A 26,882-nucleotide genomic window follows, 5' to 3' on the forward strand; every position below is an offset into this window, starting at 1 on the left:
ATTTATAGGCTATATTGGAATTGATATTTTACTCCATTAGCCTGGATATTATGAAACGACTATTTTTTCTTGTATGCTTGATTTTAAACATATTAATTATCTGGAATGGTTGCTATGCGGGATATGAAATAAAAATAACCCCTGAAATAAAGCTTGCAGTGGAAGAAGAAAATCTTTATTTGGTTAGGGAGAAATCTGAAAAAGTAGATTCCAGTAAAGAAATTATATATAAAAATATGCGTTATCGATGGGTAACGCCATTTGTAGCTATGGGGCATCGGGTGGATCTTTATAGTAATATCATGCTAAAAAGTGATTTGTTTTTTGGGTATGATTTATTTGGAAACTATGAAGTTGATGACGAATCGCTTTTAGGTGTGGGTTCTCCTGTAGCGGGTGGCTTATTTGGTAGTGCATCAGGCTGTGTGCAGAAAGGGAAGAGAGAGGAAGTATATAAAGAATACGTAGAAATGGTTAGGGATCGAATAAAAAAAATGGTTAGTCCATTAGAGCAATTGCCAGAGGAGTTTAAGTGGCAAATAACTGAAGGCTCTGGGGTTGACCTTCAGAAGGCTAAAGCCGACGCTGTTTTCAGCCATACTATCAAAATTAATTCTGAAAAGGATACTGGCTATAATGTTAAAATTATTGTTGATAGAAAGGAGTGTAATGGTGCTTATTTAACACCAGATGGTTTTATGAGGTTTCTATCTCAAATGGATCATTTGAGTGAAGAAGAGCAGTATAAAAAATGGTTGGAGTGCCCCTTTACACTTGCTAATATATTTACCTTTCCTGTGCTTTTAGAAATTTCAAAAATTATAACAGGATACTCTGTTACCAAGAAAGCTATCCCGCTTCCAGATAGTGCATTCCAAAAGCCTATTTTTTGCCAGCACGGTGGGAATGAAGTTGAGGTTACGCCTAATGAAGGTGCTGGTATGTTCAGGGGGTGCTATTGGTATAGACTAGTCCCTGGAAAATCGGTTGCCTGTATTGAGCAGATCCTATTTAATTTTTCTGGAAGGCCAGAAAAAATAATGCCCGTCGAAGAAGTCGAATCAATGCCTAATATTTATGCTGGTGTAATAGATGGTAAGGAGTGTGCTGTTTGTACTTTTATTGAGCAGTACCCTGGTACATGTACAGATTATTATGCGGATAATCCACCGGTTGCCAGGTTGTATCGTGCAGAACCGCTTTTATGTCCACTTCCTTAAAAATATGGATTGACTTGTTTTTTCAATATGGTGTGGGAGACAATTCATGGATAGGAGCGCTGAAAAAGGGGGAGGTTTTTTTGTTTTGAGCTTAGCAGATTAACGCTATTAGGGCTCAAGGCCTGACAGCATTCGTGCTACCAGAAAGTTAGTTATTCTTACATAAATGTTATGCCTTTAAAAAAAAGACTCATTATTATTAGTGAGGACGTTTACATGGAGGTAACATTATGAAAATTGATAACAGTACCTGTAGTATTTGCAGAAGTGATTATACTGATGGCAGCATAAAAACAGACCTTGATTGCAAGCATGCTTTCCATAAAACCTGTGTTTTCGCCTGGGTTAAACCAGTTCTCAATAACGATGCAAAAGAATCAGAATATCCGTGTCCTCTATGTCGGAAGCCATTGACCTCAAATGACATGGATAAGCTGGTGCCGTTAGCTGAGCGTAAAACAAAGGCGTTGGTAAATACCGGTAAATATCTGGTTTCCGGGCTTCTTTGCGCTGCCGCTGCCGGGGTGTGTTTAGCGGAGGCAGGCAGAATGCTTTTGTCTCCCAATGATGGGGAAGAAAAAAATGGGCAAGCTTTGCAAGCTGATGGACAGGTCTTGCAGGGTATGGGGGCGATTATCGCAGGTAGTGTTGCGGGCACTGGCTATAGCCTGAAAAAAGCCTATGATTCATGCCATGAGTGGGTTCGTTTACAACAGAAGACAAGCAGTTAAAGGCTCTTTGGAATCATGAAGGATATGAAGCATTGAAAGAGAAACTTTGTCTTCATATCCTTCGTGGTTTTTGCATTCATTCATACAGCTTCTTCCCCAATATTTTCCCATGAATTAATTTATCGATGGTGAGAGTAAAGTTTCACCGTTTTCTGTTTGTTTATTGATAGGTGTCAAGCCTCTAGCATTGCTTAGATGTGTTTCTTTTTGTGAAAATCCGTTAGCCTTTTGTTTCCTTTTGCTGTGATGGACGATTTTTATGCGACAGTCACTATTGGGCCAATGTATTGCGGAATTTATAGGAACGGGTCTGCTGATTTTTTTCGGTGCGGGCTGTGTTGCTGCTTTAGTACTTGCTGGCGCCGACTTTGGTCAGTGGGAAATTTCCATTGTCTGGGGCATGGGGGTTGCCATTGCCATTTATGTCTCTGGAGGCGTTTCCGGTGCTCACCTGAATCCGGCAGTCACTTTGGCTCTCACGGTATTTAAAGGCTTTGAAAAACATAAAGTACTGCCTTATATCGCAGCACAAATCCTGGGTGCTTTCAGTGCCGCGGCATTGGTTTACTTCCTGTATCAGGGACTGTTCATTGAGTTTGAAAGCGACCATGCCATTGTTCGTGGTGAAGCGTCCAGTTTGGCGACGGCAGGGGTTTTCTCCACTTATCCGAATGCGGTTCTTACTAACGTTCAGGCATTTTTTGTTGAGTTTTTCATCACGGCGGTTTTGATGGGAGCCATTCTGGCTATTGGTGATGACAATAACGGTGTGTCAAATGGAGCCTTGTCTGCGTTGTTAATTGGAATAGTGATTGCTGTGATTGGTGCTTCTTTTGGACCTTTGACAGGGTTTGCCATGAATCCGGCCAGGGATTTTGGTCCAAAGCTATTTGCCTATTTTGCTGGCTGGGGTGACGTTGCCCTGACCGGAGCTCGTTCCAACCCTTATTTCTGGGTGCCTATTGTTGGCCCGATTTGTGGAGCAATGGCCGGAGCCTGGGTTTATGTGAAATTGATTGCCAGCCAGTTGGAACCCACTGAATGTGCCACAGCCGGTTGTGAAATACGCTCTGCGGACGTTTAAAAACAATCGAATTAAAAGAAGGAATATCTTTTGAATACTGATGCTCAATATATTGTTGCTTTAGACCAGGGTACAACCAGCTCTCGTGCCATTATTTTCAATAAGCAGGGCTATATTGTTGGTGTTTCCCAGCGTGAGTTTACCCAGATTTATCCACGGGCTGGCTGGGTAGAGCATAATGCCATGGAGATCTGGGCAACCCAGAGTTCTGTATTAACAGAGGTACTGGCTAAAACAGGTATTCGCAGCGATCAGGTAGCAGGTATTGGTATTACTAACCAGCGTGAAACCACTGTGGTCTGGGATAAGCATACGGGGCAGCCTGTTCATAACGCGATTGTTTGGCAGTGCCGTCGTACTACAGATATTTGCGAGCAGCTCAAACGAGAAGGGCTTGAAGAGTATATTAAAGAAACCACTGGATTGGTCACCGATGCTTATTTTTCTGGCACCAAAGTGAAGTGGATTCTTGATAATGTTGAAGGGGCAAGGGAAAAAGCAGAAAAAGGCGACCTGTTATTTGGTACGGTAGATTCCTGGGTTATCTGGAAACTGACCAATGGGCGTGTACACGTCACTGATTATACCAACGCTTCCCGCACCATGTTGTTTGATATTAACAAGTTGCAATGGGATGAGAAAATGCTGGAAATCCTGCAGATTCCACGCTCAATGCTGCCTGAGGTAAAATCCTGTTCAGAAGTTTATGGTCAAACCAATATTGGTGGTAAAGGTGGAACCCGTATTCCTATAGCCGGTATTGCCGGTGACCAGCATGCAGCCCTGTTTGGTCAGATGTGTCTGGAAAAAGGCATGGCCAAGAATACCTATGGTACGGGTTGCTTCCTGTTAATGCATACCGGTGACAAGCCTATCCGTTCTGAAAATGGTTTGCTGACGACTATTGCCTGCGGTATTGATGGTAAGGTGACGTATGCACTGGAAGGTTCGGTATTTATGGGTGGTGCCAGTGTCCAGTGGCTAAGGGATGAGCTGGGTCTGGTGCGTGATGCAGCGGATACTGAATACTTCGCGTCAAAAGTTGAAGACACCAATGGCGTTTATGTGGTTCCTGCTTTTGTGGGGTTGGGTGCGCCTTATTGGGATCCTTATGCCCGAGGCTCTATTTTTGGCCTGACCCGTGGTGCAAACCGTAACCATATTGTTCGTGCAACGCTGGAAGCCATTGCCTATCAATCCAGGGATTTGTTGGAAGCCATGCAGCAGGACTCCGGAATTGAGCTGAGCCAGTTGCGGGTTGATGGTGGTGCTGTGGCGAATAATTTCCTGATGCAATTCCAGTCCGATATTTTGGGTAAAAATGTAGTACGACCCAAAGTGGCTGAAACCACCGCAGCGGGTGCTGCCTATTTGGCAGGCCTGGCAGTGGGCTTCTGGAATAATATTGATGAGTTGAAGGATAAAGTTTCTATCTGTCGTGAGTATGAGCCAGAGATGGATGATGAGAAACGGGGGGATCTCTATAAGGGATGGAAGAAGGCCGTAGAGCGTTCCAGAAATTGGATTGAGTAAGATAGCGGAGAGCATCAGCTTTCTTATGCTGATGCTCTCTGGAGTCTATTATTTCCAGAAATTTCGACTATCAAAAACCATGAAGCTGCCGTCCAAAATAATCAGCGGGTGAGGTGATTTCCCTGTAAAACCTTGATACTGGTATAGTTCTGTCAATTTACGGGCTGAATCCCTTAATTGGTAGGTTTTTTCCTTCAGTGATTTCTTTTTTTGAGCCACGGTACTTTTTATATTGTGAAAAATGTGTGTAATTTCTGATGAATCTTGGGTGGATGACCATGTTAATGGCGGTGGGTCTTTACTGGTAGAGGCTAAAGAGGTTTGTTGTTTCTTTGGAGGGAATTGGAAGTGGAATATATTCAGGTAATAGGATAGAGCTATCAGTGTGGCACGATATAGCTTGTCAGTGACATAGATGTAGAAAAGGATATGATGGATCGGGTTGTCCGGGTTGAAAGGGATGCTGCATTGTAAATCATCGGTTCTAAGGGATGGGTTTCGCAGTAGCTCTATGTAAGTCCACTCTATCGTTATGAGAGTGTTGCGTGATTTAGGATGGCTTACCAGTGTCCCTGGGTTAGGTGAATGATCATCGTTATTTTCAAAAAATGAGTGGGAGATAATTAGCTGTAAGTCTCTAATTAATTGTTTTGTGTCTTCAGAAATAATCATTTCAGGAAAATCAGGTTTAATCATCTCTTTTGCAGAGCCAAAAAGCTTTAGCAATTCTTTATTTGATAGTGGAAAAGGGTGTGAGAGTGATTCTAAAAGGGTATCTAATCTATCGGTTTCACCAGGGTATCGTTTATAACGTGTATTCTGCATTTGTTGAATAGCCCTTTTTACATCTTTGTATTTTTTCATGCAGGGACTTTTTTTTTCAGTGAAACTTTTTGATTGCATGGATGCTGTTGGTTTGAGGGTTAATCCCCCTGAGCATGCTGCATAGAACCCATTTTGGCTAGCGTTGGTTGATGAGGGGGTGGTATATACTTGCGTCCAACCCTCGGGATTTTTAGTCATACCCTGTGTTTCCATTGGCTCAAACGGCAGGGTGAGCATGCTTATATTGTTCTGTACATTTTGATGGACGGCTGCATCATAGAGCTGTTTTAAATAGTCTCCTATGCCTGATGGCCATACTGATCTTTGCGAAGTCAGGGATAATTTTGACCATTGTGCACCGGATAATAATAACTGCAGTTCTGGAACAGGTTGCATTGCCCCCCATAGGGCAGCTAGCGGATAGAGTGAGGAGCCATCAATAAGGAAGCTGTGTTCAGACACTTGTTGAAGCTCGTCTAAAGCAATGACCAGTATTGGCTGTTTGCGCATAAATGAGATGACGACAGTGTGTGGGAGCTTCGGCAGGCTTTGGGACAATGGCAGATAAACAAGCTCTCGAAGGCTATTAATACTGGTTGCCCCCAGGTGTTTATTGCCTAGTAATGTTTCAAGTGCTTGGTGATCTGAGGGGCTGGGCTGGGTGAGAAAGTCACACAGTTGCCTGTATAGTTCTTCACCATCACTATCACTGATAGCATTATAGAAGCTGGTGGCGTTGGAGAGGGGAGTGTAGCTAACAGTAAATTTTTGAGCGGTGGCATTATCCGGGTTAATTGAAAGGAAAGTAGCGAATACTGATAGTTGTACTGCCCATTTTTTTATTGAAAGTCGTGACATGACAAATTCCAATAGCCTCTTTGTTGTTCAGGCGAGAATTATCCTTATGGATATAAACTATAGCTGAGGTAAAAGATGCTGACTGGAAAGTCATGTCTATTTTATGTATTGAAAAAAAGCCTACAGTGGTGAGCTTCTGTAGGCTTGTAATGCAGTGACTAACTCTTTTTATTAGCTTTCCCTTCAGACTGTTTCACAAACTCCACAGCCTTATCCGGGAAGTCGGTGAATACCCCGTCAACGCCTACTTTGTTGAAGAAAATATCCAGCATACCCTCAAAGTTATCTGCATAGGTTGGGATACGCCCTTTATCTGCACGGAAGGTATAAGGATGTACTTCAAGACCTGCTTTTTTAGCCTCGGAGATCATCGGGGTAATAATGAGATGATCCTTGGTGGATGAGCTATCCACCAAGAATGGCTTCCATGGGCCGATGCCATCTGCATACTTGGCAATTTCGGCCATAGCGCCTGGCTGGAACATCCAGTCATAACTGTAAGGGGATGGTTTGCCACGAGTGTACACCATGGTTTCATTCCAGCTGGTTTCAGCCATAAGCTGCACCAGCTTCAGATCCATGCCGATGGCAGGCATCAGTTGTCGGGCAATTCGTTGGGTTTCGTTGGGGTCAAAGCACTGCAGGTAGACCTTGTCCGTTTTCTTGGTATAACCGTATTTTTTTAGCACTTCCAGTACAGCTTTGGATATATCCTTGCCTTCATGCCGGTGGAACCAGGGAGCCTTGATTTCAGGATAGATACCAACATCATGGCCGGTAGATTTATTCATACCCTGAATCAATTCAATTTCTTCCTCAAGGGTATGTACCCGGAAAGAGGATTTCCATAGAGGAAAGCGCTCAGGAAAAATAGCCTGAGCACTCTCTTTTGAGAACTTCTCGGAGCTGACATTAAAACCTTCAGTCATGCTCAGCCCTTGAATTTCAGCTAGGTCAAAATCAATGGCAAACCAGCGTTTTTTGCCGTTTTCCATCCGGAAACGTTCCGGGTATTTTTCAGCGACATCGGTCACCCGGTCCAGATAGTGGTCGTGTAGTACCACCAGTTTGTTGTCACGGGTCATCACTACATCCTGCTCAATGTAGTCGGCACCCATAAAGTATGCAGCTGATTTGGCTGCAAGGGTATGTTCGGGCAAATAACCGCTGGCTCCCCGGTGGGCAATAACCAGTTTGCTATTCGCAATGGCAGAGCCGGAGGCAATCATAATACCAAGAGCCAGAGCCGTATATTTTTTCATGTTTTTCCGCAATCAAAATGTTGTTTTACGAACAATATTGTAAGTGGATGTTCGTCTACGGCGAATGATTTTTATCAATTATGAGTCAATTTGTTCGTTTATTGTCCTGAGTCAATATGAAATGAACATAAAAAAACTATTATTTGCTCCTAATTTCATCGGGTGAGCACTATTCGACCAGTGGGGCTGATTTCAGTTTTGCAAGGAACAAACTTTTTCACCCAGGTGCTGAAAACAGTATTTTTTCGGAAACAGTATGATAGGTATTTTCAAACCAGCACCTCACCGGACGGCTTTGCCGACTGGCCAGGTTGATGGTCATTATAAAAAACTGCGCTGGCAGATTTTTGCAGGGATTTTTATCGGCTATGCCGGTTATTATCTGGTAAGAAAAAACTTTTCCCTGGCCATGCCTTACCTTATCAGCGAGATGGGCTATAGCCGTGGTGATCTGGGTGTAGCCCTTTCAGCAGTGTCCATTGCCTATGGCCTATCCAAATTTTTGATGGGTAATGTTTCTGACCGCTCCAATCCCAGAATATTCCTGGCAGCTGGCTTGATAATGTCTGCGCTAACTATGTTTGCCATGGGGTTGATGCCGTGGGCAACAAGTAGTATTGCTGCTATGTTTGTGTTGCTGTTTCTTAATGGCTGGTTTCAGGGAATGGGTTGGCCTGCCTGTGGTCGTACAATGGTGCACTGGTGGTCAAAGAAAGAGCGGGGGTCAATAGTCTCTGTCTGGAATGTTGCCCACAATGTGGGGGGGGGCTTGATTGGCCCACTGTTCCTGTTGGGTATGCTGCTGTTTAAAGAAGACTGGCATGCTGCTTTCTATGTGCCCGCAGCAGGTGCCATGCTGGTAGCGGCATTCATCTTATTGGTAATGAAAGATACACCTCAGTCCTGTGGTCTGCCTTCTATTGAGGAATATAAGGATGACTACCCTGAGAACTATGACAAGAGCCATGAGGAAGAGCTGACCGCTAAAGAGATCTTTTTCAAGTATGTCTTCCGTAACAAGCTGCTCTGGTACATCGCCATTGCCAATGCGTTTATTTACCTGATCCGTTATGGCGTATTGGACTGGGCTCCGACCTATTTATCTGAAGCCAAAGATTTCTCTGTAGACAAGTCTTCCTGGGCCTACTTCCTTTATGAATGGGCAGGTATTCCCGGTACACTGTTGTGTGGCTGGATTTCTGACAAGGTGTTCAAGGGCAAGCGAGCCCCTGCCGGTATTGTGTTTATGCTGTTGGTGACAGTGGCGGTCATGGTTTACTGGTTTAACCCGGCAGGCAACCCAACCATTGATATGCTGGCTCTGGTGGCTATTGGCTTCCTGATCTATGGCCCGGTTATGCTGATTGGCCTGTATGCACTGGAACTGGTACCGAAGAAAGCGGCAGGTACAGCGGCAGGCTTGACCGGTTTGTTTGGTTACCTCGGTGGGGCAGTGGCAGCAAACGCAGTGCTTGGATACACTGTCGACCACTTTGGCTGGGATGGTGGCTTTATGTTACTGACCGCCAGCTGTGTGATGTCTGTTATCCTGCTGGCCATGTCCATGAAGCATATCACTACTGAAAAGAAGGCTGTGGCTCAGCCTGCCTGATCTATTAATTGATTAAAAAGTCTCACTCTTGCGGGCGCCTTTGGCGCCTTTTTTTTGGTGTGAATCCAGCTTTTAACTATTTTTGGCAATCCAGTACCTGGTAAAATTTTGCGGCCAGGGGAAGGCTTAGCCGAAATGCCTCGTCTTCAAAATCCCGTTCCAGATAGTCTTTTTTAAATTCACTTTTTTTAATTTGGCCCTGTTCAATCTGGCGAACATGAACCAATTCATGGGCTACAGTAATTCGAATTTCGCTGGGTTCGAGGCTCTGGGCGAGTGCAATAAGGTAATGAGTGTTACTTTGTGGCTGGGTGTAGCCATGAGTATGAGGGTGGGGCATGCGCTGTCTGACAAAGCGTAACTGGGCATTTTTTATACCTAGTTCCGAAAGATAAAACTGTACCATCTCTGCCATTGTACAGCCTTTGGGATTCAGGGGCGCTTTCTCTTTCTTAATATCAATGGCAACGGGTTTAAAGATCGGTATGAGCACCTGGGATTCATTCTTTCCCGAGGTAGCAGGAGTAATAAAGAAAAAACAAAGCGCAGCCATGGGAAAGAGCAGGGATCGATAGCAAATCATGTTTATCATCAGAAATAGCTGATTGAAACTGGATAAGTATCGGCGGATTTCTCAGAGTCTTAATAGTTTCTTAAGGGATGTTCATTCTGAGCTGGTAGAGGGTGGTGTTTTCTTATAGCTTTACAATAGGTTGTATATAGGTAATTATACTTTTCTGTGGTTTGTTGGTCAGGGAGGTAATAGGAACTAGCGTTTTATAAATGTTGAACTATAACTAAAAATAGTTGGAATAAAAGAATAACAAGGGTTGGAGCAGAGTCTCCAAAGACCAGTGAATTAGAGGACAAAGCTATGGCACGGAAAAAGCCAAACAAAGCTGCAACTGGTTTTGACGGTATAGATATTGGCTATTTAGGTAGTCGAGATGAGCCGGCTGAAGAGCGGACTGTTGAATCTAGAAAGAAATTGAGGGAGAGCCTGAGTAATCAGGTCGAAGAATTTCTGAAAAAAGGCGGTAAAATTCAGGAAATACCCACCAATGTCACGGCAGATCCCCCCAAAAAACCTAATGGAGACTACGGCAACAGACCTATCTAGGTTCGCCAGGGACAGTGAGTCGTCAGTAGGGCTATATCATCTCAACACATTTTTGGCCCGGAACGTTTTCCGGGCCTTCTTTTTTGTTTTCCATTTTAGCTAAATGATTGACACCAAGTGGCTGCCATCCTGTTTTGATAGTTTTCCAATACTCTCCAGTTCCAGTCCATACCGGGCGGCAACAGCATGAAATTGGCTTTCAGCTTTTTCAGCAACGGCTACTAATAAGCCGCCACTGGTTTGGGGGTCACAAAGGATATGTTGTTGTAATTCCGTCATTTCTGAAGCCTGGTGCCCATAACTGTTAATATTGCGCAGGGTTCCCCCGGGAATGCAGTCCTGTCCCTGATAAAGTTCCACAAAAGGTAAGAGTGGTATTTTTTTATCATACACGGTGGCCTTAACCTGGCTACCTTCACAGATTTCCAATAGATGTCCCAGTAGTCCAAAGCCCGTTATATCCGTGATTGCATGAACACCCTTTATTTGGGCCAGATCCATGCCAATTTTATTCAAAGTGCACATGGCATCAATGGCTATGTAGGTATGCTCATCAGCCAATAGTTGCTTTTTTTGGGCAGTGGTCAGGATGCCAACTCCCAGCGGCTTCGTAAGATAGAGCTGATCTCCTGCCTGGGCTTTATTGTTTTGTTTCAGATTGTGTAGTGACACCCGACCGGTAACGGCCAGGCCAAACAGGGGTTCAGGTGAGTCAATGCTATGGCCGCCTGCCAGAGGTATCCCGGCATCAATACAGGCCTGCCTGCCTCCATCTATTACGCTTCGGGCAATTTCTGGAGCCAGCGTGTTTATTGGCCATCCGAGAATAGCAATAGCCATGACCGGTGTGCCTCCCATGGCATAGATATCGCTAATGGCATTGGTGGCGGCAATGCGCCCAAAATCAAAGGGATCGTCCACAATAGGCATAAAAAAATCGGTTGTACTGATGACGCCTTCACCATTGCCAAGGTTAAATACGGCGGCATCGTCTTTGCTGGCATTACCCACCACAAGGTCGGGATACTCGGGCAACACCAGCTCCGTTTTCAGAATGGTATCAAGAGCCTGGGTAGAAATTTTGCAGCCACAGCCACCGCCATGGCTGTATTCTGTGAGTTTTATCGGTTCAACTTCATAATCCATGGTGCAGGAGAGCCTTCATTAGGTATCAAATGAATAAGGGGAAATTAATCGTTACGACCCACTAAAGACTCAAGGATTGTAGTACAGGTTTTTCAAGAGCAGGATTCCAAGCCAAAGGCTTATGGCAAACAGTTCTTTTTATAGCGAATTAGCCAGATGTTTGAAAAGCTTTGTAATAGAGGTATTAATAACAACCAGACAATAGCGTAAACCAGCAGGGGTATCCACAGCGGGGTGGCCAGTTGAACATCCGTTAGCTGGGACCCGGCGTAGTAACTGAGCGAGCCTGCAATGGCTCCACACAGGGCACCAGCCAGTTTGTATCGGCTTGTCCAGAGAAGACTGTGCCTTAACGTAGTGCCAAATAGTACCCACAGGCAGGCAAGCCAGGGGGGGATTAGCAGGCTGTCACCCGGGAATGTAATGATCCCTAGATGGCTGAGAAAGCTGTCGATCGAGCCCCCAAGCAGTAAGGTTGTCGCGAGAACTTCTCTCTCTTTCTTCCAGTGGGAGACAAAACCGAAGTGGATAGCCAGGACTGCCAGCGTTGTCAGCAGCGCGATGGCGTTGCCGCCGAGTACACAGGCAAACCAGCCGATCTGAAACAGTAAAAAGTTGAGGAGCAGAAGGTGGTTTTTGTCATTAAATAATTTCACCTGATATCTACCTCTTTGGGAATCTATTACTGGTGGTAAATTCTAACCAGCTTTTCTCCCAGTCATCCAGTTCTGAGGCAGGCATAGGCTTGCCAATAAAAAAACCTTGAGCCATCTCGCAGTGCAGGTCTCTGAGTAACTGCCAGTCTTTGCTTTGTTCAATACCTTCTGCCACGGTTTTCAGGCCAAGGTTTTGCGCCAGGGACAGGTTTGCTTCAATGATAGCCTTCAGGGTCGTATCGTTGCTGGCATTATGAACAAATGAACGGTCTATTTTCAGTTCTGTAAAAGGAATGCGATTAAGCTGTTGCATACTGGAGTATCCGACACCAAAGTCGTCTATGGCGAGAGAAAATCCATGCATTTTCAGCCGGGCCAGGGTGGTCAGGGTGCTTGTGGTATTAGTGATGGCACCATTTTCTGTGATTTCAAGAATGAGAAGTTTCGGATCCAGGTGACGGGAGGATATTTCTTTCAGTAATATATCTGGCAGCTGGGTGTTATTAAGCATGGCTGGAGATATATTGATGGCCACTGAAATGGAGCGCCCTTGCTTTTTCCAGTTTTCTATCTGATCCAAGGCTTGATTTAATAAGGAGAGGGTCAGCTTTTCAATGAGTCCCCACTGTTCCATTTGAGCGATGAACTGACCCGGTGCAACGATGCTGGCGTTGGGGTGTTTCCATCTGGCCAGGGCTTCCACTGAGTGAAGTTCACCGGTATCGAGCTTAACTTTAGGTTGGAAGTACAAAATAAACTGGCCGTCATCAATGGCCTTTTCAAGTATTGCCTGATTAATAGCCAATCCAGTGTGCTGGGGTTGACTGTTCTCTGTAAGGATATCCTGTTGCAGGTAGCGGTTAATGAAACCCTCAAGCTTTTCTGAAGAAATGGGTTTTGGCAGTGTGCCAAGAACATCAAGCCCATGAGATGCTGCCATATCCTCGACGGTTCTGATCAGGGCTGGATCCAGGGAGCTGGATATAATAATGGAGACATCGGAGCCGTGGGTGCCTACATGGTTAATAAATTCAATACCGTCCATAGTCGGCATATCCAGATCACAAATGATCAGGTTCACAGGCGTTCCGCTCTGAATGATATTCAAGGCCTCTAGTCCATTGGTGGCAAGCGCTATTTTATCTATCCCGGCACGGGTTAACGCCTGAATCAATATTTTGCTAAGCAATTCATGGTCTTCGACCACCAGAACATGGACGTTTTTTATCTCTTTTTTCACGGTATGACATCCTTGTCACCAATGGTTTTACTGCTTCCTGTTCTTAGGGGCTGTTGGCGTTTGCTCGTGTGCTCAGCCAAAACCAGCGGTTTCGTGGCTAGGCGCAGTAGCGCAGGAATAACCTAAAGGTCACACGTACTCGCGTCTTTCAAGCTACTGCAACGACGGCACGGAAGCGCTGGTTTTGGCCCTTCGGGTGGCTCGTAAAGCGGCTTTCCGACTGCGTTGGACTGGCTTGACGTAGAATAACTATGCCTGCACCAGTCCGCCTTGCGGAAAACCGCTTTACGAGCCACTGAACTCACGATCAAACGTCAACAGCCCCTAGTATGTTTCTTTCAGGAAGAGGGATCAACGGCCTGTTTTTAAACGGGTCCATTCCCGGGTAATGTAGCTTTTCAACCTGCGAGGCAGCTCTTTGAAAACAAAAAGTTTATCCATTGTTGCCGGGGTTGGGTAAATGCCGGGATCATTGACAACCTCGGCATCAATATAAGGCTTGGATACTGGCGTGGGGTTGGCGAAGGCCACATAATTTGAGATATCCGCAATGGTTTTTGGTTCCATCAGATAATTGAGCATTTCATGGGCCGCCTTTTTATTGGGAGCATCCGCAGGGATGGCCAGCATATCAAACCATAAAGCAGCCCCTTCTTTGGGAATGGAATAACGGATATCCTGGTTGTTTTTAGCTTCCCGGGCACGGTCACGAGCCATCAGCATGTCACCAGACCAGCCAATGGCAACACAAATATCGCCATTGGCCAGGTCTGTGATGGACTTCGAAGAATGGAAATAACTGACATAAGGACTGACTGTTTTAATTTTATTAACGGCAGCTTTGTAGTCTTTGATGGCGAGGCTATCTCCGGGTATTCCCAGATAGGCCATCACAGAAGGCAGCACTTCAGAGGGGGCATCCAGAAAAGCAACGCCACACTGTTGGAGTTTCTTCATGTTTTCAGGTTCAAAAACCAGGGCCCAGCTATCTACGGGTGCATTTTTACCAAGAGCCTTTTCTACAGCTTTCTTGTTATAGCCAATACCTGTGGTTCCCCAAAGATAAGGGATACCATACTGGTTATCTTTATCGAAAGAATCTGAGATCCGTTTCATTAAGGCAGGATCAAGGTTTTTCAGGTTGGGTAGCTGGGATTTATCCAGTTTACTGTAAACACCAGCCCTAATCTGGGTCTTATAAAAGTCATGAGACGGTGAAACCAGATCGAAACCACTTTTTCCAGATAGCAGCTTGCCTTCAAGAACCTCATTACTGTCGTATAAATCGTAGGTTGTTTTTATGCCGGTTTTTTTCTCAAAGTCCTGGATTGTATTGGGAGCTATGTAGTCACTCCAATTATAGAAGTAAAGGTTTTTATCTTTTTTACTACCAGCTTCTGGCGAGGCAGGATTCCCTGCTTGTGTAAAGGAGGCATAAATGATTGCCACCACAGAAATAAAGAGCCTGAATTTCATGTCCTGTTCTGTCCTGTCGGGAGGGGTAAAACCCGCGGGATTATAGTAAAGACAGCCACTGTCACAAGAAGGGTTAATACCAACCATAAATGAGGCAGAAACACCATTTATGTCTATATTTACCTTTCAGAAAAACCAAATCGCACTTGGTTATGGGAGCGTAGATTAACGGGACTGTAAAGGACGCGATTGAGTCAAAAGTCCCGGGATCAACAATGCTGGTCGTACCAAGGCTAAAGATATCGGCTTTGAGGGAGTGTTATGCATGCATTTCGTAACATTTTATTGGCTATAACCCGTACACATACCTCTGATATGGAATTTCAGCAAGCCTTCAGGCTTGCAGCGGATAATCGGGCACACCTTACTGTTGCGCTGTTTGATAATAGCTTGAATGTGCTGCACAAGTTGCAGTTTCTTCCGTTAGAGAAGCGACTGGAGTCAATGCTGCGTGATCAGCTGGATATTGAGCTGCAAAGAATACAAAACCTTGCCTGGGATGAAGGGTTGGCCATTGAAGCGCGTGTGGTTGCTGGCAGGCCAAGGGAATCTATTATTTCTCTGCTAGAGGAGTTGCAATGTGACCTGGTCATTAAACTGGCTGATCCCAGTGGTGCTGTTGCTCGAAATCAGCTAACGGGAAATGACCTGGCCTTATTGCGGAAGAGTCCTGTCCCGGTATTAATGATGGCGGACAGAAACCAGCTACCTGAACCCTGTGGTCGGGTGATGGTGGCTTTTGATGCCGGTGATGCTGACGGGGAGGCTCTTGAAATCAACCGTCGTTTATTTCAGTATGGCCTTTATCTTGCCAGTCAAGAGCAGGCAGAATTGCACTTTGTCAGTGTTTGGAACCTGCCTGTCAGTAAACGCGCTCTTCGCATGTTTTCAGATGAAGAGCTTTATGAACTTCAGGAAACAACAAGAAAACGCTATCGAAATAAGCAGTGTGAGTTATTAGCAGAGTTCAGGATAGAAGAGGGTGAGCAAGAGAATATTCATATCCATCTTTTGAAAGGTCAGCCAGCCCATGAAATTCAACAATTGGCTAATGAACTGGATGTGGATCTTATAGTGATGGGAACCCTGGGTCGGCACTCTCGTAGCATGATGATAGGAAATACGGCAGAGAATATTCTCAATAGTATTTATTGTTCGGTTCTGGCTGTGAAACCAGAGGGGTATGTTAGCCCTTTATCCTAAACGAACAGGGAATAGAACCACTGCTCTATTCCCCATCAACCTGGTTGAGTAATACGATGACAATGCCTGTTATGGCTTCAGGCCGCTCATATATTCAATGGCACTGCTGATCTCATCATCTGAACAGTTCATACAGGTACCTTTGGCAGGCATGCTTCCAATGCCGTTAATGGCATTGCTCAGCAGTTTGTCAAACCCTCCAAGCTCATCCATCCGGGCACTCCAGGTTGCCTTGTCATTGATCTTGGGCGCGTTAAGCAAACCAGGAGTGTGGCAGGCCGTGCAGAATTGGTTGAACACTTGCTCACCACTCCTTGGGCCGCTTGAGCTGCTAGAGGCGATGACTCCGGCATTTTTTGCACATTCCTGATCCGTTTCACAGGCTTTACCCACGGGAGCTATTCTCTCGGCAATTTCCTTGCGGGAGATTTCGTCAAGATCTGTGGTTATCCTGGCGGAAGCCGTTGTTGTAAAAAATAGCCAAGCCATACAAAGAATGAGGGCACGTATACCCATATTAACTCCCCCTGGACACTTGCTTATCCTGTTAGTAGCTTTTCCTGAAGCGGACTCTGACTGCGTTGGCATCAGTAAAACTATATTATTTTTAAGCATATTTTATGTAATTGTTACGCTATCTGGAGGCAAATTGATGCAGCCTCTGATCAGTATAATGTAATTATGCTGGCTAAAACAGCACTGGCCGTTCGTCTGAAATCTATGTTCAGGCCAGGGTAAGGTGCTTATTGCTGTAACTACTTAAAAAACCATAGACAGCAGGGTCTTTGGTTAGTATTATTGTCACCCACTGGATATGCAACAGATTCCAGTTTTGCGCACCCGTAGCTCAGCTGGATAGAGCGCTGCCCTCCGGAGGCAGAGGCCAGAGGTTCGAATCCTCTCGGGTGCGCCATATGAATAAAGGGTTTCAGAAATGAAGCCCTTTTTTTGTGCCTGTATGGTTCGGAATCGACTCGGATTAATGATGTCGGTCAGCAAGGAAACCAGAACGGGCTTGTCTTGCTGATCCAGATAGCGGGCAATAATGCCGGCAGGCTTGTCAGTAATATCAGATTTGTTGCTAATCGAATTAGCTCTTTATGTTGTCCATCAGTCAATCACCGTTCCCTCAATAGTCATGGGGTCATTATCGGAAGGGTGTGTATTGTCTCCCTCTAAAATAAGGGGTTGCTGCGCAGTTCCGGCTTCGCCATCAAGTACCCGGTAGAGTAAAGCGTAACTGACCCGCCACCGGCCTTCGTCACACTGGAGGGTGACTGACTTGCTGTTCAGGCGGATGACTTTGCCGGTGCGTTCGATACCGTGTTTATCCCGAAAACCAACCACATCATTCACTGATAAAGCGTGTCGGCTCAGTCCTCTTTCTACGTTATGATTGACCCGGGTATCGGCACCTTCAATGTTGAGCATATGGTAAGGAACGGTCCACTGACTGTTATCGGTAAAGTCTTTTACCAATGCCCGTTTCGGGTTGAGTTTGATGATTTCACAGGAGTGGAGGCTGTTACTGTTGGTATCGAAATAACTGAGCTTCTGGCCAATGGTGAGTTGTTTTTTGACGGTTCGAATTCGTTCGGCAGACTCCAGCTCTTTCCGGATAACACTTTCCAGACGGAACAAGTCAAATGCGCTGGCCTGTTCCAGCGCTGCCAGTAACTGAGCGTAATCCATACTTTGTTTGGCCGGTGGAGATTCAGCATCGGTTTTACAGGTCATGGGCAGGTAATCCTTTATAGATAGGCTGTGCTTGGCTGGTGGGAGCTAATGATAGCCGAAGTTTGTTGGTATGATCTTGCTTTTTTACTCGTTTTTGGTCTTGCTTGAATTTCATACAGCTATTGTTATGGCAGCTCAAATTAGTGGTCAAAGTATTAACCAATGGATTTCAAAGTAGACGATAAAACTTAAACGTTAAAAATGCGCTATCTTCTATGGACTGAAAAGATAATAACTATTTTTAAGGAGTAGGTTGAAAAAATGAACGTTTTCTTGATTCGCTCAATATCATAACCAACCAGGTTAATTATATGAACAAGTTATTCTTCCTAATTGTCATTTTTTTTATATCGATTGATGTTAATGCAGGTAAGTCAAAGACTGAAAAAATTCCTGATACAGAAAAAAATATTCAACTACCAAATAGGGTGGATGTATATGGGTTTGAAAAAACCGTAGTTAATGGGAGAAATGGCCAGCATGTTGTAAGCTCACATAATCTATTAATGGCATATAGTATAAAAAATGGTGACTTAAAAAAAGGGTATGTTTATCTTTACTTGCCTAAAGCAGTTGCAAGCAAAGGGTTCAGACCTAAATGCCCATCAGAAAAACGACCTGAATTTCATGTTACTAACGTTGCCACTTATAGAGAGGATTATAAAAGAGGTGATAAGGATATACAGTTGGACATTGCTAGACTAGGACTAAATCTACAAGAATTGGAGTTTGATTGTTCAGTTGATGAAGATGATGAGGTGGAAATACAGCTTCAAGAAATATCTACTGGTGATGACTCCTGTGAATTCATGTCTATAGATTATGAGCTGGAGTTTAGAGAGGATACTGGTGTAGGACAGTTGGTAACAACCTTTAAAGTTCCAGTAAAGACATGCTCGGCTGAAACCTATTCAGTATGCTGTTTTGAGAACATGCGAGAACGCTATGCTTTTCCTGATGAAGAACTAATTGCTACAGATGTTTTTTTAGGAGATCAAAACAAAAGCGCTGTTAAAATAGAGCCAAGCAAATCCAAAAAAGGTATTTCTACTACTGTGATAATACATGAATCTTTAAACCCTGATTTTGAATGGGTGAAAGTCTCAAATTGACCGAGCTTCTTCAGCTTGCCAACCGGGGAAAGTAGTAGGCAGCTATTTTTTCAATGCTTAAACAGAAGGCAGCCAATCACAGGTATGATGTTGATAGCACACAACACCTTGCCAGTGAGAGGCCGCCCCATGGAAGTATGTCAGCTACGGACTGAAGCCGCCACCATTTCTTGTGATGCGATTCAACGGTTAGGCCACCAATTGCAGGCTCTGCGAGAGTCTGGCAATCCTATCAGGCACTTTGAAGAGTTTGAGCAGACCGTTAATGCTCTCTTTAATCAAGCTCAGCAAGATTTTTTAGCAGAGGCGCTGGCTGAGCTTGATATTGATACCCCAGCTATTGAGGTCAGCGGGATCACTTATAAGCAGGTGTTGCGCAGTTATAAAACCTACCAGACAGCGGTTGGTTCAGTCCGGGTTATGCGAACACTTTACCGTAACGGCAAAGAGCCGTGTATCGTGCCCATGGAGTTGAAAGCCGGGATCGTGGAAGGCTTCTGGACGCCTCGGGCTGCAAAGCAAGCTGCCTGGGTTGTTGCTCAAATGTCTCCCGGTGAAGCAAAAAGCCTCCTTGATCTCATGGGAGGTATGTCTCCCTCAGAAAGCAGTCTTGCTCGTTTCCCCAGGCAATTTAATACTCAGTGGGAACAGCACCGTGAGCCTTTTGAAGAGATGCTTATTGAGAAACTTAACGTGCCCACCAATGCGGTCACAGTAGCCGCCTCCCTGGATGGCGTTATGCTGCCCATGAAAGATGGCAAACGAGTAGAAAAGCGAGCCAGGAGCGCTTCTGAAGGCAAACGGACTCAAGGGCCAACAGGTTGCAAGGAGGCCAGTTGCGGAACTTTGTCGTTTTACGATCAACAGGGGGAGCGTTTATCAACAGTCCGCATAGGACGAATGCCAGAAACTAAAAAACTCACACTCAAGCAGTCTTTGTCAGCACTATTGCAAGAAGCGTTGCGACAAAAGCCACAGCTGTCACTGGTCAAAGTCGCTGATGGCGCCAAGGACAACTGGTCATACCTTTCCCAGGAACTACCAGCGGGTGTTGAGGTTATTGATTACTACCACGCAGCCGATCACCTGAAGAAAGCATTTGACCAGGCTTATGGAGAAAACAGCATCAAGTCCAAAGAAAAGTTTGTCACTTACCGACACGTCCTAAAAGAGGAACTCGATGGGGTTGAGCGCATTATTAAAGCCCTGGCTTATCAGCATAAAAAGCATCCGCGCCGCTCAAAATTAAAGACCGAGCTGGAGTATTTCAGAAAAAATCGCCAGCGTATGCGCTATGCTGAACACTTGTCGAATAACCTTCCGATCGGCTCTGGTGTGGTAGAGGCAGCCTGTAAAACCTTGGTTACCCAGCGGATGAAGTGCTCAGGTATGCGCTGGCGAAATCCGGGTGGTCAGGGCGTATTGACGCTTCGGTCATTAGTTCAGAGCCACTGGTTTGAAAATGGCTGGAAGTTATTTGCTGCAACTTATTGCGGGAAAGTCACCAAGGCTGCTACAAGCAATGTCATACCATTCCCAGAGAAAGGTGGCAGTGTTTAGTTGTGGTCAATATGAGACTTTCACCCTTTTGAATTATGGCGAGATAATGAATTAGTACAAGTGTTTTCTGTTCAAACAGAAGTTTTTTGTAAGGAAAGACATTGCTTTGATTTATCAAAATGGTTGAATCCAAAAAGAGAAGACTATTTTTATGGTTTGAGGAGAGAGGGGTTTAAATTTGAAAAGGAATTGTTAGTGGTTGTAAGTGGTATAACTGGAATGGGTGAAAGTCTCAAATTGACCGAGCTTCTTCAGCTTGCCAACCGGGGAAAGTAGTAGGCAGCTATTTTTTCAATGCTTAAACAGAAGGCAGCCAATCACAGGTATGATGTTGATAGCACACAACACCTTGCCAGTGAGAGGCCGCCCCATGGAAGTATGTCAGCTACGGACTGAAGCCGCCACCATTTCTTGTGATGCGATTCAACGGTTAGGCCACCAATTGCAGGCTCTGCGAGAGTCTGGCAATCCTATCAGGCACTTTGAAGAGTTTGAGCAGACCGTTAATGCTCTCTTTAATCAAGCTCAGCAAGATTTTTTAGCAGAGGCGCTGGCTGAGCTTGATATTGATACCCCAGCTATTGAGGTCAGCGGGATCACTTATAAGCAGGTGTTGCGCAGTTATAAAACCTACCAGACAGCGGTTGGTTCAGTCCGGGTTATGCGAACACTTTACCGTAACGGCAAAGAGCCGTGTATCGTGCCCATGGAGTTGAAAGCCGGGATCGTGGAAGGCTTCTGGACGCCTCGGGCTGCAAAGCAAGCTGCCTGGGTTGTTGCTCAAATGTCTCCCGGTGAAGCAAAAAGCCTCCTTGATCTCATGGGAGGTATGTCTCCCTCAGAAAGCAGTCTTGCTCGTTTCCCCAGGCAATTTAATACTCAGTGGGAACAGCACCGTGAGCCTTTTGAAGAGATGCTTATTGAGAAACTTAACGTGCCCACCAATGCGGTCACAGTAGCCGCCTCCCTGGATGGCGTTATGCTGCCCATGAAAGATGGCAAACGAGTAGAAAAGCGAGCCAGGAGCGCTTCTGAAGGCAAACGGACTCAAGGGCCAACAGGTTGCAAGGAGGCCAGTTGCGGAACTTTGTCGTTTTACGATCAACAGGGGGAGCGTTTATCAACAGTCCGCATAGGACGAATGCCAGAAACTAAAAAACTCACACTCAAGCAGTCTTTGTCAGCACTATTGCAAGAAGCGTTGCGACAAAAGCCACAGCTGTCACTGGTCAAAGTCGCTGATGGCGCCAAGGACAACTGGTCATACCTTTCCCAGGAACTACCAGCGGGTGTTGAGGTTATTGATTACTACCACGCAGCCGATCACCTGAAGAAAGCATTTGACCAGGCTTATGGAGAAAACAGCATCAAGTCCAAAGAAAAGTTTGTCACTTACCGACACGTCCTAAAAGAGGAACTCGATGGGGTTGAGCGCATTATTAAAGCCCTGGCTTATCAGCATAAAAAGCATCCGCGCCGCTCAAAATTAAAGACCGAGCTGGAGTATTTCAGAAAAAATCGCCAGCGTATGCGCTATGCTGAACACTTGTCGAATAACCTTCCGATCGGCTCTGGTGTGGTAGAGGCAGCCTGTAAAACCTTGGTTACCCAGCGGATGAAGTGCTCAGGTATGCGCTGGCGAAATCCGGGTGGTCAGGGCGTATTGACGCTTCGGTCATTAGTTCAGAGCCACTGGTTTGAAAATGGCTGGAAGTTATTTGCTGCAACTTATTGCGGGAAAGTCACCAAGGCTGCTACAAGCAATGTCATACCATTCCCAGAGAAAGGTGGCAGTGTTTAGTTGTGGTCAATATGAGACTTTCACCCTTTTGAATTATGGCGAGATAATGAATTAGTACAAGTGTTTTCTGTTCAAACAGAAGTTTTTTGTAAGGAAAGACATTGCTTTGATTTATCAAAATGGTTGAATCCAAAAAGAGAAGACTATTTTTATGGTTTGAGGAGAGAGGGGTTTAAATTTGAAAAGGAATTGTTAGTGGTTGTAAGTGGTATAACTGGAATGGGTGAAAGTCTCAAATTGACCGAGCTTCTTCAGCTTGCCAACCGGGGAAAGTAGTAGGCAGCTATTTTTTCAATGCTTAAACAGAAGGCAGCCAATCACAGGTATGATGTTGATAGCACACAACACCTTGCCAGTGAGAGGCCGCCCCATGGAAGTATGTCAGCTACGGACTGAAGCCGCCACCATTTCTTGTGATGCGATTCAACGGTTAGGCCACCAATTGCAGGCTCTGCGAGAGTCTGGCAATCCTATCAGGCACTTTGAAGAGTTTGAGCAGACCGTTAATGCTCTCTTTAATCAAGCTCAGCAAGATTTTTTAGCAGAGGCGCTGGCTGAGCTTGATATTGATACCCCAGCTATTGAGGTCAGCGGGATCACTTATAAGCAGGTGTTGCGCAGTTATAAAACCTACCAGACAGCGGTTGGTTCAGTCCGGGTTATGCGAACACTTTACCGTAACGGCAAAGAGCCGTGTATCGTGCCCATGGAGTTGAAAGCCGGGATCGTGGAAGGCTTCTGGACGCCTCGGGCTGCAAAGCAAGCTGCCTGGGTTGTTGCTCAAATGTCTCCCGGTGAAGCAAAAAGCCTCCTTGATCTCATGGGAGGTATGTCTCCCTCAGAAAGCAGTCTTGCTCGTTTCCCCAGGCAATTTAATACTCAGTGGGAACAGCACCGTGAGCCTTTTGAAGAGATGCTTATTGAGAAACTTAACGTGCCCACCAATGCGGTCACAGTAGCCGCCTCCCTGGATGGCGTTATGCTGCCCATGAAAGATGGCAAACGAGTAGAAAAGCGAGCCAGGAGCGCTTCTGAAGGCAAACGGACTCAAGGGCCAACAGGTTGCAAGGAGGCCAGTTGCGGAACTTTGTCGTTTTACGATCAACAGGGGGAGCGTTTATCAACAGTCCGCATAGGACGAATGCCAGAAACTAAAAAACTCACACTCAAGCAGTCTTTGTCAGCACTATTGCAAGAAGCGTTGCGACAAAAGCCACAGCTGTCACTGGTCAAAGTCGCTGATGGCGCCAAGGACAACTGGTCATACCTTTCCCAGGAACTACCAGCGGGTGTTGAGGTTATTGATTACTACCACGCAGCCGATCACCTGAAGAAAGCATTTGACCAGGCTTATGGAGAAAACAGCATCAAGTCCAAAGAAAAGTTTGTCACTTACCGACACGTCCTAAAAGAGGAACTCGATGGGGTTGAGCGCATTATTAAAGCCCTGGCTTATCAGCATAAAAAGCATCCGCGCCGCTCAAAATTAAAGACCGAGCTGGAGTATTTCAGAAAAAATCGCCAGCGTATGCGCTATGCTGAACACTTGTCGAATAACCTTCCGATCGGCTCTGGTGTGGTAGAGGCAGCCTGTAAAACCTTGGTTACCCAGCGGATGAAGTGCTCAGGTATGCGCTGGCGAAATCCGGGTGGTCAGGGCGTATTGACGCTTCGGTCATTAGTTCAGAGCCACTGGTTTGAAAATGGCTGGAAGTTATTTGCTGCAACTTATTGCGGGAAAGTCACCAAGGCTGCTACAAGCAATGTCATACCATTCCCAGAGAAAGGTGGCAGTGTTTAGTTGTGGTCAATATGAGACTTTCACCCACTGGAATTCACAGATCTGGTTTTCCTGCTGGGTCAGTTAAGATAAAACACTTTGATGAAACAGGATTGACAGGGCATATGACACAGGGTGAATTAAGGAGTGGAGTTCAATCAAGTGCTCGCATTACAGTTAATGATAAAAGGCCTGGATTATCGGACTTTACAGAAAGATCTGATGCAATTAGAAAAAAAACATATGAAGTTTTAAAAGTAACAGCCAAAGATAACCCAAATGAAGCAGGCCATGATGCAGAAAAGGGGCTAAAGGTTGCCTTATTTGATTTGGAAAATATTTCTGAAACCCCGCAAGTGGCAACTATAAGACTGCAAGAAGCTTTCTCATGCAGAACAAGAGTCACCTCAGGAGGAAAAGCATCAACACTGTCTAGTGAAGATCAAGCCAAGAATGCAAGATCAAAATTCTTAGACCGTATTGATAACAAAAGCAGAGCTGAGAATAGTGAAGGTAGTCTTAATCAAGAAGAGGCTCAAGAAGAAAATCCATGGAAGTTTCTTAAGGTTCACGAAAACCTGAACTCGTCAGAATTTATTCCCGCAGAAAAACAGTTTGGGTTCTATGAATTCAACATGAGATTGGAGTCGCAGCAACAAATAGAAATTAAGTTAAACATCAGGGATGACGAGAAATTCAGGCTACAAGATGGAGTGAAATTTAAGACGAAACCTGAGAAGAAAACAGGTGTTTATGATATTCGTACATCAAGTCGCTGGTAACTGACACTTACGTCTACAGGTCTTTCCTACCGGGGATAAGAGCTATTTTCACTTATGTCGGGTTCAAATGGTTATTTTCAGGCTTTTATCAATTAATGTGAGTCTATTTACACTGAATGTGGGTCGCCCTGTCCCGGGAGCTTTGCTATGGTGTGCCGTTATCCTTTGTCATACGGTGTACCACTTTCATAATGTCATTACTTTCTATCATTATTCCATTCAGGCAGGGCAAGGGGGAGCCTGGTGGGTTGGAGCAATTGAAGCGAACTCTTGCTTGTTTGTTGAGGCATCAGGTATTTGAAGTCTTGTTGTTTGATGTGGGGAGTGTGGCTATCCCTGCTTCGATTATTGATTCGTTTTGTCCGGACAATCTGCGTTATCTCCACAGGCCAGACCTTGAGCTGGATGGCTGGGGGAAAATCTATAATTCTGCCGTAACAGAAGCTACCGGGCGCTATATATTGTTGTTTGAGGCGCGTTTGCTTGCTAGTGATACTTTTATCGCCAATCTCCCAGAGCAGGTTAAATTATTTGACAAGGAAGGAGGTAATGCTTTCGCTCTTTACCCGGTGTTAAAACGTTCCCTTTCTAATGCCTCCGATGGCTTTGAAAAAGCCGGTACGCATGGATATCAACAGGCTTGTTTTACCGAGGCATTGACTACTTACCTGGAAGGTAAAAGTGATCCTGTGGAAGCGATCAGCTTGACTAATGGGCCTTTATTAATACGTCGTCACTGGTTTTTGGCTCTGGGAGGCTTTCGGGAGAGTTTTATTGGTCATGAAGCGGCACAACTGGACCTGCTCCATCGCTTAGCGGCGTACTATCCGGTGGGAAAAAAACCTGACGACTATGTCCTGGATGTGGATAGCCCCTTTCCCGGAGACTATTTAGGCTTTCGCAGGTATTACAGTTTTTATAGTTTGCCCGCCTTATTTAAAGGGTATTTCTGTGTGTGTCAGGCCGGGGAAAAACAGCATAGTGAGAGTGAGTGGGAAAAGGATAAGGCATTTTTTTATGAGATTCTGGCCAGCGGCGCTGCCGGTTGCCGAAGTCTTAACCTTGAAAACATAAAGGCATCCAGTGAGTTGGGGCGTTATTTGTTACAGAGGTCCTTTGATTCGAAAGAGGAGCTGCCCTCACTGGTGGAGTATATACAGGGCTTGATGGTTGAAAGTGATTACAACCCTGTGGACTATCCCGGTTTGTTTTATAGAGGGAATAACAAACGCAAAGGCACTGCTACAGAGGCAAGCTTTAGCAGCAGGCTGTTGAAATTTTTCCGGAAACATACTGGATTTTTAAAGTCAACAAAAATGCCTTAGCCAAAAATAAAGCCGACATAAAGTCGGCTTTATTTGAAACCACTGCTTTATTAGAAGCGACGGTTACCTTTGTTGAAACCGCCTTCGCGACGAGGGCCGTTGTTTCTTGGACGCTCGGTTGCAATGCTAACACGGATGTTACGGCCATTCAGGGCGTTACCGTCCAGGGACAGAGCTGCTTCAGCATCGTCTTCGTTAGCAAAAGTCACGAAAGCAAAACCGCGGGAACGGCCAGTTTCACGATCCAGGATTACCTTAACTTCGTGCAGCTCGCCGAACTGGCCAAATGCCTGCTCTAAGTCTGCTTCAGTGGAGGAAAAAGCCAGGTTGCCAACAAAGAGTTTATTCTTTTGCATGGTGGTAGGACCTCTAGAGTAATGATGCGTCTTTCTGGTTATTTAGCTTCAAATCATCATTGATCACGTAGAGATCCTGATTTTTTGCTATCACGGAAAAGGACACGTTGCGTTATAAAGTTGTGATCTTAACAGCTTTTCAGCTGCTAAGGATAGTCTGGGCTATTTATAATGGTTGTACTTACCAGCAGAAGTTATCATGGCTGTACATACATCAAAAAAGCCCCCCTATGCCCTGCATTATACAGGGTATTTTGCGAAGCAGGGTAGAGTGATCCGACGGTCAATGTTGCCATTGACTCAGGCTTATTTCTCACCCGGGGTGTGCCAATCAGCTTATTTCTATGCCGTGACCAGCAAAAAAGGCCTGATACACAACCCGGGGGAGTCCTTGGCTTCGCCAGGGAGTAAGCTCCCACGGGAAATATAGCAGAAAATAGAACTTCTATAATACGCCTTGGCT

Annotated in this window: 24 protein-coding genes and 1 tRNA gene; 14 read left to right on the plus strand and 11 right to left on the minus strand. The window is 45.2% G+C overall.

From position 1 onward, the window contains the following. The first annotated feature begins 50 nt into the window (after positions 1-50). The 4 genes from MJ595_RS07470 (at position 51) to glpK (ending at position 4,568) form a co-directional block, all read left to right on the plus strand. Positions 51-1,220: a hypothetical protein gene (locus tag MJ595_RS07470; RefSeq protein ID WP_263081819.1), complete on the plus strand. Its 1,170-nt coding sequence runs from the start codon at positions 51-53 to the stop codon at positions 1,218-1,220. A gap of 230 nt (positions 1,221-1,450) precedes the next feature. Next, positions 1,451-1,951, plus strand: a complete 501-nt coding sequence (locus tag MJ595_RS07475; protein ID WP_263081820.1) for a hypothetical protein — start codon at positions 1,451-1,453, stop codon at positions 1,949-1,951. A gap of 259 nt (positions 1,952-2,210) precedes the next feature. Beyond that, positions 2,211-3,035, plus strand: a complete 825-nt coding sequence (locus MJ595_RS07480; RefSeq protein WP_263081821.1) for an aquaporin family protein — start codon at positions 2,211-2,213, stop codon at positions 3,033-3,035. A 30-nt stretch (positions 3,036-3,065) separates the two neighbouring features. After that, on the plus strand, positions 3,066-4,568 hold the full coding sequence (gene glpK / locus MJ595_RS07485; protein WP_263081822.1) for a glycerol kinase GlpK: 1,503 nt from the start codon (positions 3,066-3,068) through the stop codon (positions 4,566-4,568). Positions 4,569-4,616: 48 nt separating this feature from the next. Here the strand turns inward: glpK and MJ595_RS07490 are convergent, their stop codons facing one another. Continuing rightward, entirely contained in the window at positions 4,617-6,251 is a 1,635-nt protein-coding gene (locus tag MJ595_RS07490) for a hypothetical protein (protein WP_263081824.1), read from the minus strand. A 158-nt stretch (positions 6,252-6,409) separates the two neighbouring features. Next, complete coding sequence (gene glpQ / locus MJ595_RS07495) at positions 6,410-7,513, minus strand: glycerophosphodiester phosphodiesterase (RefSeq protein ID WP_263081825.1); 1,104 nt, start codon at positions 7,511-7,513, stop codon at positions 6,410-6,412. Positions 7,514-7,769: 256 nt separating this feature from the next. Here glpQ and glpT point away from each other — a divergent pair, with 256 nt between their 5' ends. Next, positions 7,770-9,125, plus strand: a complete 1,356-nt coding sequence (glpT, locus tag MJ595_RS07500; RefSeq protein ID WP_263081827.1) for a glycerol-3-phosphate transporter — start codon at positions 7,770-7,772, stop codon at positions 9,123-9,125. Positions 9,126-9,201: 76 nt separating this feature from the next. Here glpT and MJ595_RS07505 read toward each other — a convergent pair whose 3' ends face one another. Further along, on the minus strand, positions 9,202-9,678 hold the full coding sequence (locus MJ595_RS07505) for a hypothetical protein (protein ID WP_263081829.1): 477 nt from the start codon (positions 9,676-9,678) through the stop codon (positions 9,202-9,204). A gap of 321 nt (positions 9,679-9,999) precedes the next feature. On the opposite strand from MJ595_RS07505, the gene MJ595_RS07510 reads away from it, so the two are divergent. Beyond that, complete coding sequence (locus tag MJ595_RS07510) at positions 10,000-10,245, plus strand: conserved oligomeric Golgi complex subunit 6 (protein WP_263081830.1); 246 nt, start codon at positions 10,000-10,002, stop codon at positions 10,243-10,245. Positions 10,246-10,344: 99 nt separating this feature from the next. Here MJ595_RS07510 and selD read toward each other — a convergent pair whose 3' ends face one another. The 4 genes from selD to MJ595_RS07530 all read right to left on the minus strand — a co-directional run bounded on the left by selD (position 10,345) and on the right by MJ595_RS07530 (position 14,850). Continuing rightward, positions 10,345-11,391: a selenide, water dikinase SelD gene (selD, locus tag MJ595_RS07515; RefSeq protein ID WP_263081831.1), complete on the minus strand. Its 1,047-nt coding sequence runs from the start codon at positions 11,389-11,391 to the stop codon at positions 10,345-10,347. 119 nt (positions 11,392-11,510) lie between these two features. Then, positions 11,511-12,047: a DUF2878 domain-containing protein gene (locus tag MJ595_RS07520; protein WP_263081833.1), complete on the minus strand. Its 537-nt coding sequence runs from the start codon at positions 12,045-12,047 to the stop codon at positions 11,511-11,513. Between the two features lie 7 nt (positions 12,048-12,054). Further along, positions 12,055-13,287: an EAL domain-containing response regulator gene (locus tag MJ595_RS07525; protein WP_263081834.1), complete on the minus strand. Its 1,233-nt coding sequence runs from the start codon at positions 13,285-13,287 to the stop codon at positions 12,055-12,057. Positions 13,288-13,638: 351 nt separating this feature from the next. Beyond that, positions 13,639-14,850, minus strand: a complete 1,212-nt coding sequence (locus MJ595_RS07530) for a polyamine ABC transporter substrate-binding protein (RefSeq protein ID WP_263081835.1) — start codon at positions 14,848-14,850, stop codon at positions 13,639-13,641. Positions 14,851-15,024: 174 nt separating this feature from the next. On the opposite strand from MJ595_RS07530, the gene MJ595_RS07535 reads away from it, so the two are divergent. Next, positions 15,025-15,966 (plus strand): universal stress protein, encoded by a 942-nt coding sequence (locus MJ595_RS07535; protein WP_263081836.1) that lies wholly within the window; start codon positions 15,025-15,027, stop codon positions 15,964-15,966. A 69-nt stretch (positions 15,967-16,035) separates the two neighbouring features. On the opposite strand, the gene MJ595_RS07540 is transcribed toward MJ595_RS07535, so the two are convergent. After that, positions 16,036-16,482 carry a c-type cytochrome gene (locus MJ595_RS07540; protein WP_263081837.1) on the minus strand — a complete coding sequence of 149 codons (447 nt, stop codon included), beginning with the start codon at positions 16,480-16,482 and terminating at the stop codon, positions 16,036-16,038. A gap of 320 nt (positions 16,483-16,802) precedes the next feature. Between MJ595_RS07540 and MJ595_RS07545 the strand changes: the two genes are divergently transcribed. After that, positions 16,803-16,879: transfer RNA gene (locus tag MJ595_RS07545), tRNA-Arg, on the plus strand. Between the two features lie 197 nt (positions 16,880-17,076). On the opposite strand, the gene MJ595_RS07550 is transcribed toward MJ595_RS07545, so the two are convergent. After that, entirely contained in the window at positions 17,077-17,703 is a 627-nt protein-coding gene (locus MJ595_RS07550) for a hypothetical protein (RefSeq protein WP_263081838.1), read from the minus strand. Continuing rightward, complete coding sequence (locus tag MJ595_RS07555; protein ID WP_263081839.1) at positions 17,693-17,818, minus strand: hypothetical protein; 126 nt, start codon at positions 17,816-17,818, stop codon at positions 17,693-17,695. The genes MJ595_RS07550 and MJ595_RS07555 overlap by 11 nt, the downstream gene beginning before the upstream one ends. A gap of 196 nt (positions 17,819-18,014) precedes the next feature. Between MJ595_RS07555 and MJ595_RS07560 the strand changes: the two genes are divergently transcribed. The 6 genes from MJ595_RS07560 to MJ595_RS07585 all read left to right on the plus strand — a co-directional run bounded on the left by MJ595_RS07560 (position 18,015) and on the right by MJ595_RS07585 (position 26,063). Then, positions 18,015-18,815, plus strand: coding sequence for a hypothetical protein (locus tag MJ595_RS07560; protein ID WP_263081840.1), 801 nt, complete (start codon positions 18,015-18,017; stop codon positions 18,813-18,815). Between the two features lie 84 nt (positions 18,816-18,899). Continuing rightward, positions 18,900-20,375, plus strand: a complete 1,476-nt coding sequence (locus MJ595_RS07565; RefSeq protein ID WP_263079044.1) for a hypothetical protein — start codon at positions 18,900-18,902, stop codon at positions 20,373-20,375. A 325-nt stretch (positions 20,376-20,700) separates the two neighbouring features. After that, positions 20,701-22,176 (plus strand): hypothetical protein, encoded by a 1,476-nt coding sequence (locus tag MJ595_RS07570; RefSeq protein ID WP_263079044.1) that lies wholly within the window; start codon positions 20,701-20,703, stop codon positions 22,174-22,176. Positions 22,177-22,501: 325 nt separating this feature from the next. Next, a complete protein-coding gene (locus MJ595_RS07575; RefSeq protein WP_263079044.1) occupies positions 22,502-23,977 on the plus strand; it encodes a hypothetical protein in 1,476 nt (491 codons plus the stop codon). Between the two features lie 2 nt (positions 23,978-23,979). After that, entirely contained in the window at positions 23,980-24,738 is a 759-nt protein-coding gene (locus MJ595_RS07580; protein ID WP_263081841.1) for a hypothetical protein, read from the plus strand. 191 nt (positions 24,739-24,929) lie between these two features. Next, complete coding sequence (locus MJ595_RS07585) at positions 24,930-26,063, plus strand: glycosyltransferase (protein ID WP_263081842.1); 1,134 nt, start codon at positions 24,930-24,932, stop codon at positions 26,061-26,063. A gap of 50 nt (positions 26,064-26,113) precedes the next feature. On the opposite strand, the gene MJ595_RS07590 is transcribed toward MJ595_RS07585, so the two are convergent. After that, positions 26,114-26,419, minus strand: a complete 306-nt coding sequence (locus MJ595_RS07590) for an RNA-binding protein (protein ID WP_263081843.1) — start codon at positions 26,417-26,419, stop codon at positions 26,114-26,116. Positions 26,420-26,882 lie beyond the last annotated feature (463 nt).

It is taken from the genome of Endozoicomonas sp. Mp262, from assembly GCF_025643335.1.
In the GTDB taxonomy this organism is placed as follows: Bacteria; Pseudomonadota; Gammaproteobacteria; order Pseudomonadales; family Endozoicomonadaceae; genus Endonucleibacter.